This window comes from Bordetella sp. H567, assembly GCF_001704295.1.
Taxonomy (GTDB): Bacteria; Pseudomonadota; Gammaproteobacteria; order Burkholderiales; family Burkholderiaceae_B; genus Bordetella_C.
Window position 1 is genome coordinate 3,745,735 of record NZ_CP012334.1, and the last position, 14,069, is coordinate 3,759,803.

Annotated in this window: 14 protein-coding genes and 2 tRNA genes; 5 read left to right on the plus strand and 11 right to left on the minus strand. The window is 63.1% G+C overall.

Annotated elements, in window-relative coordinates; genetic code table 11:
• Window positions 1–164: 164 nt before the first annotated feature.
• Entirely contained in the window at window positions 165–428 is a 264-nt protein-coding gene (locus AKI39_RS16810) for a hypothetical protein (protein ID WP_066638423.1), read from the plus strand.
• A 137-nt stretch (window positions 429–565) separates the two neighbouring features.
• Here the strand turns inward: AKI39_RS16810 and AKI39_RS16815 are convergent, their stop codons facing one another.
• The 3 genes from AKI39_RS16815 to AKI39_RS26070 all read right to left on the minus strand — a co-directional run bounded on the left by AKI39_RS16815 (window position 566) and on the right by AKI39_RS26070 (window position 2,415).
• A complete protein-coding gene (locus AKI39_RS16815; protein WP_066638432.1) occupies window positions 566–1,777 on the minus strand; it encodes an MFS transporter in 1,212 nt (403 codons plus the stop codon).
• A 141-nt stretch (window positions 1,778–1,918) separates the two neighbouring features.
• Complete coding sequence (locus tag AKI39_RS16820; RefSeq protein ID WP_066638434.1) at window positions 1,919–2,260, minus strand: HVO_A0114 family putative DNA-binding protein; 342 nt, start codon at window positions 2,258–2,260, stop codon at window positions 1,919–1,921.
• A complete protein-coding gene (locus tag AKI39_RS26070; protein WP_338012432.1) occupies window positions 2,257–2,415 on the minus strand; it encodes a toxin-antitoxin system TumE family protein in 159 nt (52 codons plus the stop codon). Before AKI39_RS26070 ends, AKI39_RS16820 begins: the two co-directional genes overlap by 4 nt.
• A gap of 405 nt (window positions 2,416–2,820) precedes the next feature.
• Between AKI39_RS26070 and AKI39_RS16830 the strand changes: the two genes are divergently transcribed.
• Both AKI39_RS16830 and AKI39_RS16835 read left to right on the plus strand, forming a co-directional pair.
• Window positions 2,821–3,978 carry a serine hydrolase domain-containing protein gene (locus AKI39_RS16830; protein ID WP_066638437.1) on the plus strand — a complete coding sequence of 386 codons (1,158 nt, stop codon included), beginning with the start codon at window positions 2,821–2,823 and terminating at the stop codon, window positions 3,976–3,978.
• A gap of 111 nt (window positions 3,979–4,089) precedes the next feature.
• The gene (locus AKI39_RS16835) at window positions 4,090–5,769 is read left to right on the plus strand and encodes a S53 family peptidase (RefSeq protein ID WP_158515185.1); all 1,680 of its coding nucleotides are present in this window, start codon (window positions 4,090–4,092) and stop codon (window positions 5,767–5,769) included.
• Here the strand turns inward: AKI39_RS16835 and AKI39_RS16840 are convergent.
• Both AKI39_RS16840 and AKI39_RS16845 read right to left on the minus strand, forming a co-directional pair.
• On the minus strand, window positions 5,766–6,008 hold the full coding sequence (locus tag AKI39_RS16840; protein ID WP_066638443.1) for a hypothetical protein: 243 nt from the start codon (window positions 6,006–6,008) through the stop codon (window positions 5,766–5,768). The two genes, AKI39_RS16835 and AKI39_RS16840, sit on opposite strands and share 4 nt — an antisense overlap.
• 637 nt (window positions 6,009–6,645) lie before the next feature.
• Window positions 6,646–7,809, minus strand: coding sequence for an acyltransferase family protein (locus AKI39_RS16845; protein WP_076879715.1), 1,164 nt, complete (start codon window positions 7,807–7,809; stop codon window positions 6,646–6,648).
• A gap of 366 nt (window positions 7,810–8,175) precedes the next feature.
• Between AKI39_RS16845 and AKI39_RS16850 the strand changes: the two genes are divergently transcribed.
• Window positions 8,176–8,649, plus strand: coding sequence for a site-specific integrase (locus tag AKI39_RS16850; RefSeq protein ID WP_235610836.1), 474 nt, complete (start codon window positions 8,176–8,178; stop codon window positions 8,647–8,649).
• 15 nt (window positions 8,650–8,664) lie between these two features.
• Here the strand turns inward: AKI39_RS16850 and AKI39_RS16855 are convergent.
• The 5 genes from AKI39_RS16855 to AKI39_RS16875 form a co-directional block, all read right to left on the minus strand.
• Window positions 8,665–8,740 (minus strand) — tRNA-Asn (locus AKI39_RS16855).
• A gap of 65 nt (window positions 8,741–8,805) precedes the next feature.
• Complete coding sequence (locus AKI39_RS16860; protein WP_066638450.1) at window positions 8,806–10,134, minus strand: MFS transporter; 1,329 nt, start codon at window positions 10,132–10,134, stop codon at window positions 8,806–8,808.
• A gap of 60 nt (window positions 10,135–10,194) precedes the next feature.
• Window positions 10,195–11,514 carry an amidase gene (locus AKI39_RS16865; protein ID WP_066638453.1) on the minus strand — a complete coding sequence of 440 codons (1,320 nt, stop codon included), beginning with the start codon at window positions 11,512–11,514 and terminating at the stop codon, window positions 10,195–10,197.
• 28 nt (window positions 11,515–11,542) lie between these two features.
• The gene (locus AKI39_RS16870) at window positions 11,543–12,220 is read right to left on the minus strand and encodes a DUF2848 domain-containing protein (RefSeq protein WP_066638463.1); all 678 of its coding nucleotides are present in this window, start codon (window positions 12,218–12,220) and stop codon (window positions 11,543–11,545) included.
• 64 nt (window positions 12,221–12,284) lie between these two features.
• Entirely contained in the window at window positions 12,285–12,986 is a 702-nt protein-coding gene (locus AKI39_RS16875; protein WP_066638464.1) for a GntR family transcriptional regulator, read from the minus strand.
• Between the two features lie 431 nt (window positions 12,987–13,417).
• Here AKI39_RS16875 and AKI39_RS16880 point away from each other — a divergent pair.
• Window positions 13,418–13,493: transfer RNA gene (locus tag AKI39_RS16880), tRNA-Thr, on the plus strand.
• Window positions 13,494–13,546: 53 nt separating this feature from the next.
• On the opposite strand, the gene AKI39_RS16885 is transcribed toward AKI39_RS16880, so the two are convergent.
• Complete coding sequence (locus AKI39_RS16885; RefSeq protein WP_066638465.1) at window positions 13,547–14,038, minus strand: DUF421 domain-containing protein; 492 nt, start codon at window positions 14,036–14,038, stop codon at window positions 13,547–13,549.
• Window positions 14,039–14,069: the final 31 nt, after the last annotated feature.

Consider the following 14,069-nt stretch of genomic DNA (forward strand, 5'->3'; position numbering starts at 1 on the left):
CCTAGCCAGTCGCCGACCGAAGGAGGGCCTGGACACCGCCCTGGACATTAGCCTACGGACAAGGGCGCCGTCCTCGTGCATGCCACCCCGAAAAATCACCGCTTGGCGGCGTATTGTTTGCTGGCAGACGCGCTTTGCTTTTCTCACGCCCCCCGGAGCCAACCATGAATCACCCGCAGCAGCTGTATATCGATTTGCGCACCACGGATCGGCTCATCGCCGAATGCCGGCATCAGCTTGAATGCCAATACCGGCTGATTGCGCGCCTGCGACAACAGCGCGGCCTGGCGTGGCGCGAACGGCTGCACGCGCGGACCATGGAGAAGCGGATGTCGGCGCTATGCGTGCACCGCGATGCGTTGATCCAGGCGGTGGCGGCGCCGCAGGAGCCTGCTGGCCAGAACGTGCAGGGAAGCGACCCCGACTGACCGCGGTGGTCGGGGTACCCAACAGACCGGATACGGATAGAAAAAAACCCGATACGGACGCGCCTGGCCATGGCGGGGAGCGCCAAGGATGCCCGTTCGGACGCCAGCCCTGCCGGCCCCTTGCCGGCAGATGCAGCTCAGCAGGCCCGGCTGCCAGCCACGGCAGCGATCGCAGTGGCGCGGCGGCGCTGCAGCGTCACGGCCGCCAACCACAATGGCATGGCGGCGATGGCTAGCAGGCTGCCCACCCAACCGGTGGATGTCCAGCCATAACCGGCGGCGATTGCCAGACCGCCAAGGAATGGGCCCAGTGCGTTGGCCGTATTGAAAGCGGAATGATTGAGGGCGGCGGCCAATCCCTGGGCGTCCTCCGCCACATCCATCAGCCGGGTCTGCAGCACCGTGGCCAGCGCGCCGCCCAGGCCGATCAGGAACACGGCCAGCATGATCAGCCAGACGTTGCCCGCCATGAAGGGAAACAGCGCCAGGACGGCCGCTGTCCACAGCAGCAGCAGGCCCGCGGTACGCATGATGGCGCGGTCGGCGTAAAGCGGCACGACCATGTTGCCCGCCGTCAACCCCACACCGAAGACGCTCAGCACCAGAGGTACCGTAGCGGCCGGCACGTGCGTCACGGCGGCCAGCGTGTCGGCCAGATAGGTATAGACCGCAAACAGCCCGCCGAAGCCGACTGCGCCGATGCCCAGCGTCAGCCATACCTGGCCGCGCCGCAACGCACTGAGTTCGCGCAGCGGGCTGGATGCGGGGTCGGCCGGTGTATCGGGCGCGAACAGCCGCACGCTGGTCATCGTCAGCAGCGCCAGCAGCGATACCAGCGCGAAGCTCCAGCGCCAACCGACGGCCTGGCCCAGCCAGTTGGCCAGCGGCACGCCCACGATGGTGGCGAACGTCAAGCCCAGGAACACGCGTCCCACCGCCACGGTGCGCCGGTTCGCCGGCACCAGCGAGCTGGCCACCAGCGACGCGATACCGAAATACGCGCCATGCGGCAGGCCGCTCAGGAAACGCGCCGCCAGCATCGCGTGATAGGTGGGCGCGACGGCGCTCAAGGCGTTGCCGATGGCGAACAGGCCCATCAGGAGGACCAGCAGCGTACGCCTGCGCAGTCTGGCGCCCAGCACCGCCAACACGGGCGCGCCGACCACGACCCCCAGCGCATAGGCACTGATCACGTGGCCCGCCGTTGGCGCATCGATGCCCAGGCTGGCCGCGAAGTACGGCAGCAGGCTCATCGTGGCGAATTCGGTGGTGCCGATGGCAAAGCTGCCGACGGCGAGCGCAAGAATGACGAGGCCGAGCCGAGGCGGCACGGCAGGCGTATCCATCATGGGGAAGGTCCTGCATAGCGGTGAAAGCGGGATTGCTGCAGTGCAGCGACGCTATTTTACGCAGCTTGGCCGCGACTTCCCAAGGACGCCGATCGTGTCGCGGTTTGCGCGACATCCTCCCAGTGAGAGGAAGCGCCGCCGTTAGGCGGCAGCACGCAGCATGAAGTCCACGTGCACGGCGTCATACGGGAAGGCGACGCCCTCGCTGGATTGTTCCAGCACACCGGCATCGAGCAAAGCATGTACGTCGCCATGCACGCCTTTGACATCCCGTCGGACCCGCCGTGCCACCTCACGTATCGACATCGGGCCCTGCCCCGTCATGGCGCGCAGGATTTCCCAGCGCTTGGCGGTCAGGATCTTCCATAGAAGCTCGGGTGTCGCAAAGGAAATATGCGCGCCTTGGCGCTTGCCCTGAAGCGCGCCCAGCGTCCGACGCATGACGTCTTCGCGAGACGCTACAGACAAAGTTACGGTCTTCATATCCTGGGCCTCCATTGGTCCACGTCGCGCCAGAAATCAGCGATCAACCTCTCGGGCGTAGTGACCGCGTAAGGGACTTCTTGATCGCCGATATGGCGATGATCGCCCTTGCCAGCTTCGTTGTCGTAGCGCAATACGCAAACGCCCTCCACCACATAGGTCAATCAGTACTTGAAGCAATGCATGGACGCTGCCACGGGCGTCGTGACAGACCAGACGACAATTTCCACGAAAGAGCACTCCGTCAGATCGAAGCGCTCGCGCAACAGAAGATCGGCCCTCATGTTGGAGACAATACCAACACGCGCCGTTGTAGCTTACAACAACAGTGAAATTTAGGACAGTTTGACGGAGATGGTGACATTGCGACGCGCGATATGCGGCCCCGTCGACGATTACGCGTATGGCCTTTTTTAGGCACCGAACGAGGCGCTGTCGCTTTTTTTGCCAAGCGCCGCGGAATCCGTTTTGCGGTTTCCCGTTTGAAGTGGTTTTCTCCCCTCGCCTGCCATATTCTTTGCGCTGCCCTTTCCGTACCGACGCCATGCTGGAGCGCCACGATGATGAGTTCCGATGCTTTGTCCGCCTTGGTCGCCAATATCTTCAATCCCAAGGTCGCGGCACCCGACCATCCTGAAACAGGCAAATGCGTGGGCTTCCTCATCGGCGTCACCATCAAAGGAGCCCGCTACTATTTCCGGCACGGCGACATCAGCCTGCAGGCGGGCGGCACCTTGCCGCCGAACCGCGACATCGTTTTCTTCATCGGATCGAACAGCAAGGTCTTCACCGCCACCCTGCTTCCCCTCGCGGCGTCGCAGGCGGTAAATCCGGTCACCGGCGATACCTCGGTCGATTCCCTGCTGCCGGGCAACGTGACGTTCAGCCAACCCGACGGGCAGGTCCTGCTGTGGCACCTGGCAACGCACAGCGCGGGGCTGCCCGATCCTGTATGCGGCTATCGCCCGCATTTCGGCGACTACCCGTTTTCCTCGCTGACAAAATTCCTGGACACTTTCCAGCCGCCCTATGCGCCTGGCCAGTGGTGGGAGTACAGCAATCCCGGGTTCGCCCTGCTGGGCGACGTGCTTTCCCACGCCTATATGACGGCTAGCCAGAGCGCCGATTGGGACAGCACTTACCAGCAATGGCCGGCGCTTATCCGGCAGCAGCTGACCGAGCCCTTGGGCATGCAGTCCACCCAGGTGGACTATTCCACGGTGGCCAGCCGCGTGGCGCAAGGCTACAACTACACCGACCACGGCGGCACGCCCGCATATACACCCATCGATCCACCCAAGTGGGGACTGCAATCGGCGGCCCTGGCGGCGGGAGCGCTGTCTTCCACGCTGGACGACATGCTGACGTTTCTGGAAGCGCAGATCGATCCGTCGTCGGTGGCCGATACCGCGCTGGGCGATGCCATCGCCGCCACGCAGCAGCCATGGCCGGCCTCCAATTCGCTGTCGATGGGCCTAGGCTGGCAGTTGTCGAACGATTATCTGGACAAGAACGGCGCGCTGCCGGGCTACAACAGCTACATGGCCTTCGATCCCGGCGCGAAGATCGGTGTGTTCGTCCTTGGAAATACGAACGGGGACGCCGCGGGCGCGGGCGTCGATAGCGGCGGACGCACGCTGCTGGGCAAGATCCGCGGCACCGTCGCGGCGCCTTCGAAGTTTCCCAAGCCTGGAACAGCCCCCACGTGCCCGGGCTGAATCGTCCTAGACGCCGGACGCATCGACGCTTCTTACCATCGCACCGTCGCCACGCATCGGCCGGCATGAGACGCACGGCCTTGCTCCATTGCCCCGGGAGAAATGAGCGCCATGACAAAACATCCGCAACCGCCCATTTTCCAGGCGAGTCCATTGCCCGCGCATCTGCTGACCCGCCCGGCCGGCGCGGCGGCCCCCGATCAGGTCCTGCGGCTGGCACTGCGGCTGATAGGCCGAGGCGGCGACGCGGCGATTTTTGCCCGAGCCGCGGAGCTTGGCGGGCAACATCCCCGGCAGCGGCAGTACCTGGACGCGCAATCGCTGGCAGCGGAATTCGGCCCGCCGCCGGAGGCGCTGGATGCCGTGCGCGCGTTCTGCGTCCAGCATGGCTTCACCCTGGATCACACGTCGATGGGCGGCCTTTTCGTCACCATCGTCGGCAAGGCAGGAGACCTGGCGCGCGCCTTCGATGTCGAACTCTCGATGTATCACCATGAAGATCGCACCTTCCGCGGCTATGCGGGAACGCTCGCACTGCCGCCCGCGCTGGACGCGCATGTTGCCGCGGTGCTGGGCATGGACGAGCTGGCTTCGCTGCCTGCACGGCAGACCACCACGGAAGACAACACGTGCTGGGTGTCGACCAACTCGAACGGACATAACTCTCCCATTACCGTCGCAAACCAGTATTACCAATATCCCACTTCGTACAGCGGCGTCGGCGCGACGATCGCACTCATCGAGGACAATCTTCTGGTCGACCAGGAGAACTACACGCAGTATTTCCAATCCTTGAACGAGGATGTGAAGGTAGAACTTATCCATGGCGCGAACAGCGCGGCGAAGGTGGCCGGCGCGAAACTGGCCAGCCATACCGACTACAACGGCGAAGCCATGCTGGACATCAAGCTGGCGGGATCGGTCGCGCCTGGCGCGACCCTGGTGGTGTACGGACGATCGGAGGATTATGGCCACGGCGGCGGGTCGTGGATCGACACGCTGCTGGAGGCCTTCGACAATACGGCGTATCCGTGCAATGTCGCGTCCATCAGCCTGGGCGTCCCGGAGTACTGCTGGGATCCCCAATATGCGCAGAGCGTGAACCTGCTGTTTGCGGTTGCGACGCTGACGGGCGTGACCATCTGCGTTTCCTCGGGCGACTACGGCGCACGCGGCAATCCCAAGGGCCTGCTCGCACAGAACTGCGCCTTCCCCGCAAGCTCGCCTTACTGCCTGGCCTGCGGCGGGACGGAATTGATTATTTCCGACGACCTCGCGCTCGACGGCGAAGTCGTGTGGAACGAGATGAGCCAGGTAGGCCAGAAATGCGCCACCGGCGGCGGCCGCAGCGTGCTATTTCCCGTGCCGGATTACCAGCAGGGGCTGGCGCTGCCCGACTCCTTCAACGCCGGACTGCTCGCGGGACGCGCCCTGCCCGACGTCGCGGCGAATGCCGCCATTGCGAGCGGCTACGCCATGCAGCCCCCAGGACTGCCGAGCGATTACTACGGCACCAGCGCGGCTGCGCCGATGTGGGCGGCCCTGATCGCCCGGCTGGTCGAGGGCTGCGACAAGGCGCTCGGCTACCTGAACCCGTGGCTGTACGCCGGACAGATCGATTTCAGCTCGTCGTTCTGCACGCCCATCACCGAGGGCAACAATGGCGCGCCCGGCGACACGGTTGCCTTTTATGCGGAGACCGGCAATGTGTGGAATGCCTGCTGCGGGCTGGGGTCGCCCGTGGGCGTGCATATCGCGAACGGGTTGGGGCTGATGCCGGCAAGACCTTAGTAGGTCAACGGGTACGGCACCCCGTTTTCGTCGACGGACTCGATGCGATCCACAACAACATCAGCGGCGGTCTTGGCATCGCTAAGGTCGATGAATGTGTGATCCGTGACGACTCGAAAGAATCGGCCCGACTCAGGCTGACCTTCCTTCTGGGTCGCGACATCAGCAATTGCGGGCACATCACCCGACTGGAAAGCGCCGCTAGACACGGTCCAACCGTCAATTTCACGTGCGCTCATTCTTTCTCTCCATCTATTTATGCAAGGGGGGATCGTAGCATGCCCCCCCAAACGCCCCCCGACGTCCTGCTGTCCGTCGCTCGTCGCCGGACCGATCAACCGCTACATCTCCACGATGAGTCGCATGCCTTCGCGTTGCGGCCGGCAGGGATGGAACGACAAGGCTCCCAAGCAGACTGCCTACGAAGAACCCGGAGACACGCATGCGATGGGAAGCGAACTCCCGCCACGGACGCCACAATCAGGTTCAAAACGCGAATCCCAGACGACAAAAAAAACGCCACGCGGGCGGTTTGATGTCTTTGTTTCCCTAGAAGATTTGGCTCCCCGAGCTGGGCTCGAAACAGCGACCTGCGGATTAACAATCGGGCGACCAGAAATAACTGAAAGGGGAAACCGCGGCTATATCAATGACTTGCGGGTGTAGCTACCCATAAACCGGCGGCGGATTTCACATCATTTTGGATCAGCTTTCGGGCATCGTGGACACGTTTTGGCCAAGCCACCGTATTCCTCAATGTCTTACATAAGCGCGCCTTCCATTGCCGAAGCAGCCCCAGCGTTCGGGAACAGGCAGGCCACTTTCTGGAAAAACCAATTCCTAGTTCCTCAACGTTGATAGCAATCTGCGGCACAACTAAGGTCGCGCTGCTCCGGGAGGCACATGAGCCAAGTCGGCCTCGGCCGTCCGCCCCCCAGCGAATAGACTGAGCATTTTCGTCTGAGCAAATCGCGAAAATGGCTTTTCTACCATGCTGTAGAAGATCGCCCCCGTGACCACTCCGAACGCGATAGATCCAAAAAAATTACACATCGCCGCTTTCGTAGCGTCTTCTATATGAAGGCTGGAAACCAGCAACCCAGACAGTCGGAACCCAAAGAGATGCGTGAGATATAGCGAATAGGAGATGTCGCCAAGCCATAGAGCCCATTTCGGAGCGCCGATCTCCTTGGTCTTGGCAAGCAAGACAATCCCGAGAAACAAAGCCGCTAGCGGCGCGCCGAAGCCAGTCATTCCGTGGGGGCTAGGGGAACCCATCACGGCCTTCATCAAGATGGCGGCAATCGATAATAGGATGATCAAATAGCTCCACTGCATCGCGGCTGTCGAAGGTAGCCGCGCACCCGAAAGGTAAAGCGCTCCTCCAAGCAAGCCCGCGATGAAGTCCCACACAATCGGATTGATTGCAACGTTGGCGAAGTTCAGCCAGTGGATTGGCTGTTGCCCGAACGGGTCAAGGCTGTAGTGGCCACTATGCACCGGATACCAAACCAGAGTCACGGCGAACCAGCATGCCGCAGCGATCCAGCGCCACCGCCCGAAAAACATCGACACAGCAAGCACGGCATAAAAGTAGACCTCGAAAGTCAGCGTCCATGACACGTTCACCGGCATGCCAAGATACAAGCCAGCATCAGGGTTGACTGGAATCAGAAGCAGACTCCGAATGAAGCCTTTTATGTGAGCCCAATTAGAAAGCCACCCAGCGTCCGGCGGAAGCAAAAGTGTGAGCAGACTGACGCACAGGTATAGAGGCCAGATTCGGGCCACTCGCTTTATCGCAAATGTTCGGACATATGCGGCCGAGCCGTCGCTGCTTTTCGTTGTAAGGGCCATTATGAAGCCGCTAACAATGAAGAAGAGATCCACCCCCATGGCGCCCGGGAAGAAGAAAGTGTCCGCGATGAAATGGCCGGTCGGCCCGGGAAGGATGAACCGCGCGTGCACGAGGACTATCAATAGGGCTGCAATTCCCCGAAGCGATTGGATCCAGGGAAGGACCTGTTTATTACTGTTCATTGGCTACCGCGCAACGGTAAATTCTTGCAAAGAATAACGTTGCGGAACGTTAACATACCTCTCTGAGTGCGCCGTAATCATCGGTTAGTAATGTGTAGAACGGGGTGTCTACCTGACAGGTCTCCAGGAGCAGTTCTCGAAACCGGTCGGGTTGTGCGCTAGGCCCTACTTCGCCGTTCCGTCAGGTGGCACATCCTGCCTTATCGACGTAGATCGGCCTCGTCCAGTCGCAGGCCGTGTCAACGATCCGCGTCTTTACCGGCTGAATCGGCAGTTCCTGCACCGGCTTGTTCAGCCTGTACTTAACTGGCTCGCAGCGGAGCCAATAGGAAGGGAAGCAACCTGCGTCAAAGCGAAATCACCTCGCTGAGGTGGACGCAGGTCGACACGGCCGAGCAACATGCCTATATCACCGCGCCGGGCGCGAAGTCCAAGAAGGCGCGGGCCGTGCCGCTGAACGCTGACGCCATGCAGGTGCTGCGCCAGCGCAAGGGCTTGGATCCCACGGTCGTTTTCACGCGATCGGAAGTGCCCGACCGCGAACCCATCGAGATCCAGGCGGTCGACTACCGTGTGCTGACCGGAGCATGCGCCGCGGTCAACCTCGAGGACTTTTACTTCCACGACTTCCGGCACACGTGGGCATCGTGGCACGTGCAAAGCGGCACGCCGCTGCTTGTGCTCAAAGAGCTTGGCGGGCGGAAGAAAATCGAGACGGTTTCGAAGTACGGGCATCTCGCGCCTGACCGCCTATCGCACCGCGCGCACGCGGCCACGTTTTCGTCACAGCAGGAAGCGCAAAAAGAAAAACCGCCGGCCAGGGCGGTTTTAATTGCTTGATTCTCTAAACAGTTTTGGCTCCCCGAGCTGGGCTCGAACCAGCGACCTGCGGATTAACAGTCCGTCGCTCTACCGACTGAGCTATCGGGGATCTGTTAGAGAAGCGAGACTATAGCACGATTTTTTATGGTCGCGCAAATCCCACTTCACTCGCTGTCAGGCGCGCGGGGTGTCGCGCTTGACCTTGATGAACAACAGCACCAGGATGGCCGCGCACAGCTCCATCAGGCCGACGCTATACAAGCCCGATGCCAGGCTGCCGGTCTTGTCCTTCAGCCAGCCCATCAGGTACGGCGCGGCGAATCCGGCCAGGTTGCCCACGGAGTTGATCAGCGCGATACCGCCCGCCGCGGCGGTGCCGGTCAGGAAGGCGGCCGGCAGCGACCAGAACACCGGAAAGGCGGCCAGGATGCCGATGGCGGCGAACGACAGCGCGTACAGCGCCGCGACGGGACTGCCCAGGAAATAGCCGGTCAGCACCAGCCCGACGGCGGCCGCCAGGCTGGCCAGCACGCTGTGCATGCGGCGTTCGCCGGTGCGGTCGGAATGGATGCCGTTCAGCACCATGGCGACGGTCCCCAGGATGAAGGGAATCGCCGACACGAGGCCGATCTTGAAATTGCCCTGCACGCCCAGTTCCTTGATGATGGACGGCGTCCAGAACGCGATGGTGGCGTTGCCGCTGACGATGCAGAAATAGATCAGCGCGCACAGCCACACCCGCCCGTTGAAGGCATCGCGCAGCGACGAATGCTTGGCCGGATCGCGCCTTTCCGCGTCCAGGTCGCGCGCCACGATGGCGCGCTCGCTATCGTTCAGCCACTTGGCGTCGGCGGGTTTTTCCGGCAGCCAGGCCAGCACGGCGAACCCCGCGAGCACCGACGGAATGCCTTCGATCAGGAACAGCCACTGCCAGTTCGCCAAGCCGTCGACGCTGGACATGGCGCTCATGATGAAGCCGGCGACCGGGCCGCCGACCACGCCCGCGATGGCGAACGAGGTCATGAAATAGCCATTGATGCGGGCGCGGCGATCGGCCGGAAACCAATACGTCAGGTAAAGCACCACGCCGGGAAAGAAGCCGGCTTCGAAGACACCCAGCAGAAAGCGCATCACGTAGAACTGCGTCGGCGTCTTGACGAAGATCATCGCCATGGAAGCCAGGCCCCACAGGATGGTGATGCGCGCCAGGGTGCGGCGCGCGCCGATCTTCTCCAGCAGCAGATTGCTGGGCACTTCGAACAGGAAGTAGCCGATGAAGAAGATTCCCGCGCCCAGGCCATAGACGGTTTCGCTGAACTGCAGGTCCTGCAGCATCTGCAGCTTGGCAAAGCCGATATTGACGCGGTCGATCCACGCCAGCACGAACAGGAAGACCAGGAAGGGAATCAGACGCACGGCGATCTTGCGATACGCCAGCGTACGCTCGGCCGGGAACGGCGCGCTGGCGGCCCCCCCCGGCGCCGGGGTAACGGTGGATGACATGGAATTGCTCCGTAGGTAGACGAAATGGATAGCCCGCCCCGCGGCGGGGATGTTGTTGAATCAGCCCAAGGCGGGCTCGACCGCGCCCGCCACCTGCAGGATCCGGGCGTCCGTGCCTTGCAGTCCGCAGACCGCCAGGCCGATACCCGGCTGCCCGGTCGGCAGCGATACGCCGCAGCCGTCCAGGAAATTGATCACGCTGGTATTGCGCAGCACCAGCGCGTTGGTTGCGAAGAAGGCCTCTTCGGTTTGCAGGTCCTCGACGCGCGGCGGCAGCACGGCCACGGTGGGCATGAGCCAGGCATCCGCGTCGCGCAAGCGCTCGGCCGCGGCCGCCATCAGGCGGGCACGATGGTCGATCAGCGTGATGTAGTCGGCCGCCGATTGCTTCTCACCGCGGCGGATGCGCATGGCGACCAGTGGGTCATATTCCTGCGCCTTGGCCGCCAGCAAGTCCCGGTGCCAGTGCCAGGCCTCGGCCGCCGTAAAGCCGCCGCCGCTGTTGATGGTCGGCAACTGCTGCAATTCCGGAAAGTCGAAGGGTACGATCTGCGCGCCGCGCGCGGACAAGCGCGACAGGGCCGACTCGAAGGCGGCCGCCACGGCTGGGTCTATTCCGTCGAAGACGAAGTCGCGCGTGACGTACAGGCGCAATCCCTTCAGGGATGCGGGCCGCGCATCCAGCACTGCGCCGCTCAGGATGCGATCGAGGATCACGCAGCAGTCCACGGAATTGGCCAGCGGCCCGGCCGAATCCAGCGTGCGCGACAGCGGCACGGCGCCTCGCAGCGAAACGCGATGCGACGTCGGCTTGAAACCGGTCAAGCCGCAGAACGCCGCCGGGATGCGGATAGAACCGCCGGTATCCGTGCCCAGCGTGGCCACGGCCATGCCCTTGGCCACGCTCACCGCGCCGCCGGAAGTCGAACCGCCGGCAACGCGGGCTTCGTCGAAGGGCGCGCGCGGCGTGCCATGGTGCGGATTCAGGCCCAGGCCGGAGAAGGCGAACTCGCTCATGTTGGTGCGGCCCAGCAGCACCGCGCCGGCGGCGCGCAGCCGCGCCACGGCGACGGCGTCCTCCGCGGCGGGCGCGGACGAGGCCAGCGCGCGCGAACCGGCTGCGGTCACCTGCCCACGCACATCGAACAAGTCCTTGATCGAGACAGGCAAACCGGCGATGGGCGACGGTGCGTTACCCGCGCGACGGGCGGCATCGCTGGCGCGTGCCGCCTGCAGCGCTGCCTCCGCGTCCACATGGAGGTAAGCCGCGCCGCCCGCCTGGCGGTACGACGCGATGGCGGCCAGGGCCTGCTCCACCAGCTTCTCGCTGGTGGTCCGCCCCGCCTGCAGGTCGCCCTGCAATTGCTTGATGGTCTGCATGGATGGAGTCCCTTCCGGCGGCGCCGGTTCAGTCGGTAACGGGCAGCACGCGCACGCGGTACGCGTGGCGCAAGCTGCGGTTCAACACGGGGTCGTGCAGCTCGACCTCGAACTGCTCGCCATAGCCCAGCTGGCCGATGACGGTCTGCGTGCCGCAGTACATGGCGGTGCCCACCGGCAGTCCGCCCAGGCCGGCGTATTTTTCCGCCAACTCGCGCGGATCGCGCAGGCTGGTCATGGGGCCTTCCTGGTACAGCGCCCGCTGGCCGTCACGCACGCGCCAGGTGCGCGACACCAGTTGATCCCAATGGCCGGCGACCTCGTCGAAGCGCCATAGTTCACGGCTGACCGGCTTGGCGCACATCTGCTTGGACACCGTCACGTCATAGGCCTCGACCTTGCGGTCAGTGTGATCCGAACCGATGCCGACCAACAGGCCCTCCGGCGTGGCCAGGAGCACCGCCTCCACTTCGCCGGAGGAATCCGCGCGGGGAATCTCGATTTCCTCGTCGGTCGTCAGCAGCGATGCCGCCAAGGGGTAATAGCAAGGAACCGTCGAAGGCGGCTTCACGCCGATCTCTTGCAGTTCGCGGATATGGTGTTGCACGGCCGCCGCATCGCGGCCCGCCCAACCGGCGATGACCAGGCGATCGATCAGAATTGTGCGGTCGCCCAGTCCGGCGACGTGGAACTTCAATTGCGGCATGGCGATAACCCTCGTGTGATGCCGCGGCCGCTGGGGCCGCGATGAAAGCCAGGAGCTCCCTCGGTCAGATGGAGCGGATGATGTTCTTGCGGAATTCGTCGATGTGGGCGCGGATGGCCTCGCGCGCCGCCGGAATGTCGCGGCGCGCCAGCGCATCCAACACGGCCATATGCTCGTGGTAGACGTTGGCCAGGTGCTCCGGATCCTGCAGCGACAGGAACCAGAAGCGCGCCTGCTTTTCGTGCAGCCCGCGCAGCAGCTCGGCCAGTACGCGGTTGCGCGACGCCGCCGAAATGGCATTGTGGAATTTCAGGTCCAGCTGCATCAGCCCGTTGATGTCCCGGTGTTCGAGCAGCGCGGCGGACCGTTCGACGATATCCCGCATGGCCTGGATATCGCTGCCATGGGCGCGCTCGGCCGCCAGCGTCACGCACAGCAATTCATTGCTGAGGCGGACCTCGATCATGTCCAGCACTTCATTGAGAGAAAGCGGCGCGACCAGCACGCCCTTGCGCGGCAGGATGGACACCAGGCCATCGCTTTCGAGCCGGTGCAATGCCTGGTGGACGGGCGTCCGTCCCAACCCCAGCAAGGCACCCACCTGGGATTCGTTGATCGCCTCGCCGGGACGGAACTCACAGGAGATGATGCGACGCTTGATCTCCGCATAGGCCAGCTCGCGCAAGGCGGCGCCGGAAGACGCCCGGCCGCCCGTTACGGGAGGCGCGGTGTCCTGCTTCGCGGTCGGGATGGAATTGCTGGCCATGGTGATCCATTGCTAAAACGCAAGTGATAATACTCTGATATATCACACAGACCGTATCAGGGATAACCCGGTCGCGACAAGGTGGCGATGGGCACGGGCTATGGCTCGCAGCATTCCATGGATCCCGCCGGCATCTTCGCGACCTGTCCCGCGACGTAGCGGGGACCCCGGGGGCTGCTTCGGCCACCGTTGTGGCTCCGTTGTGGCTCCCGTTGTGGTTATCGTTGTGGCTACCGTTGCGCTTGTGCGCGGCTTCTGTTGCGGCCTTCGATGGCGTCCTCTTCCGATACTTTCCGTGTATCCAAAAACTCTGATATGATCTCGGTCTTTTCCGGGACAGCCATCCCGGAAGCAGTTCAAGTTCTTGGTGAACTGTCAGCGATAAGGCGGTAATTGCGCATGCAGGGGCAACCCGGCCGCGATATCGTTCAGCCGGCATAGCTCAGTTGGTAGAGCAGCGCATTCGTAATGCGAAGGTCGTAGGTTCGACTCCTATTGCCGGCACCAGATCAAAAAAGGCCAACCCATACGGGTTGGCCTTTTGCTTTGGGCCCGAATTCCTATTCTCCCGTGTTCTTGATCACGCTAACCGACCCGTCCGGCTCCAGGTAGGCGCGCCGCACCTCCGAGATGTCCTCGACTCCCTTCTGCCGGAGTTCGCTGGCGAGTTCATCCGAGGTAATGCTTTCGCGCCGCATGGCCCGCCTCTGCAATTGCCCGTCCTTCACCAGGCACAGCTTCGGCGGCATCAGGAAAGGCCGCACGATAGGAAAGGCAAAGGCCACGCGGTCGACGACGAAGCTCCAGAACACGATCGTCGCGATCAGCACCATGCCGTCCGGCACCGCCTTGTATTCCCCAGCCATGGCGTTTTGCGCGGCGTCCGCGATGAGCACGACCACGAGCAGATCGGCGATCCCCAGGGACCCGACGTCCCGGCGTCCGGCCAGGCGTAGAAGAATGAAAATGAACCAGTAGGTCAACGTGCCGCGTATCACGATCTCGATGGGCGACATGCTGAACTTGATGATGTTTTCCCACTGAATGTCCATGGGAGCTGCTCCTTTTCGCGCGCGGACCGGG

Excerpts from the sequence above, each read along its gene's own strand:
- AKI39_RS16870 (WP_066638463.1), bottom strand. The coding sequence starts at position 12,220 with ATGCCGCAATTGAAGTTCCACGTCGCCGGACTGGGCGACCGCACAATT.
- AKI39_RS16840 (WP_066638443.1), bottom strand. The coding sequence starts at position 6,008 with ATGAGCGCACGTGAAATTGACGGTTGGACCGTGTCTAGCGGCGCTTTC.
- AKI39_RS16810 (WP_066638423.1), top strand. The coding sequence starts at position 165 with ATGAATCACCCGCAGCAGCTGTATATCGATTTGCGCACCACGGATCGG.
- AKI39_RS16875 (WP_066638464.1), bottom strand. The coding sequence starts at position 12,986 with ATGGCCAGCAATTCCATCCCGACCGCGAAGCAGGACACCGCGCCTCCC.
- AKI39_RS16820 (WP_066638434.1), bottom strand. The coding sequence starts at position 2,260 with ATGAAGACCGTAACTTTGTCTGTAGCGTCTCGCGAAGACGTCATGCGT.
- AKI39_RS16845 (WP_076879715.1), bottom strand. The coding sequence starts at position 7,809 with ATGAACAGTAATAAACAGGTCCTTCCCTGGATCCAATCGCTTCGGGGA.
- AKI39_RS16835 (WP_158515185.1), top strand. The coding sequence starts at position 4,090 with ATGACAAAACATCCGCAACCGCCCATTTTCCAGGCGAGTCCATTGCCC.
- AKI39_RS16865 (WP_066638453.1), bottom strand. The coding sequence starts at position 11,514 with ATGCAGACCATCAAGCAATTGCAGGGCGACCTGCAGGCGGGGCGGACC.
- AKI39_RS16815 (WP_066638432.1), bottom strand. The coding sequence starts at position 1,777 with ATGATGGATACGCCTGCCGTGCCGCCTCGGCTCGGCCTCGTCATTCTT.
- AKI39_RS16860 (WP_066638450.1), bottom strand. The coding sequence starts at position 10,134 with ATGTCATCCACCGTTACCCCGGCGCCGGGGGGGGCCGCCAGCGCGCCG.
- AKI39_RS16885 (WP_066638465.1), bottom strand. The coding sequence starts at position 14,038 with ATGGACATTCAGTGGGAAAACATCATCAAGTTCAGCATGTCGCCCATC.
- AKI39_RS16830 (WP_066638437.1), top strand. The coding sequence starts at position 2,821 with ATGATGAGTTCCGATGCTTTGTCCGCCTTGGTCGCCAATATCTTCAAT.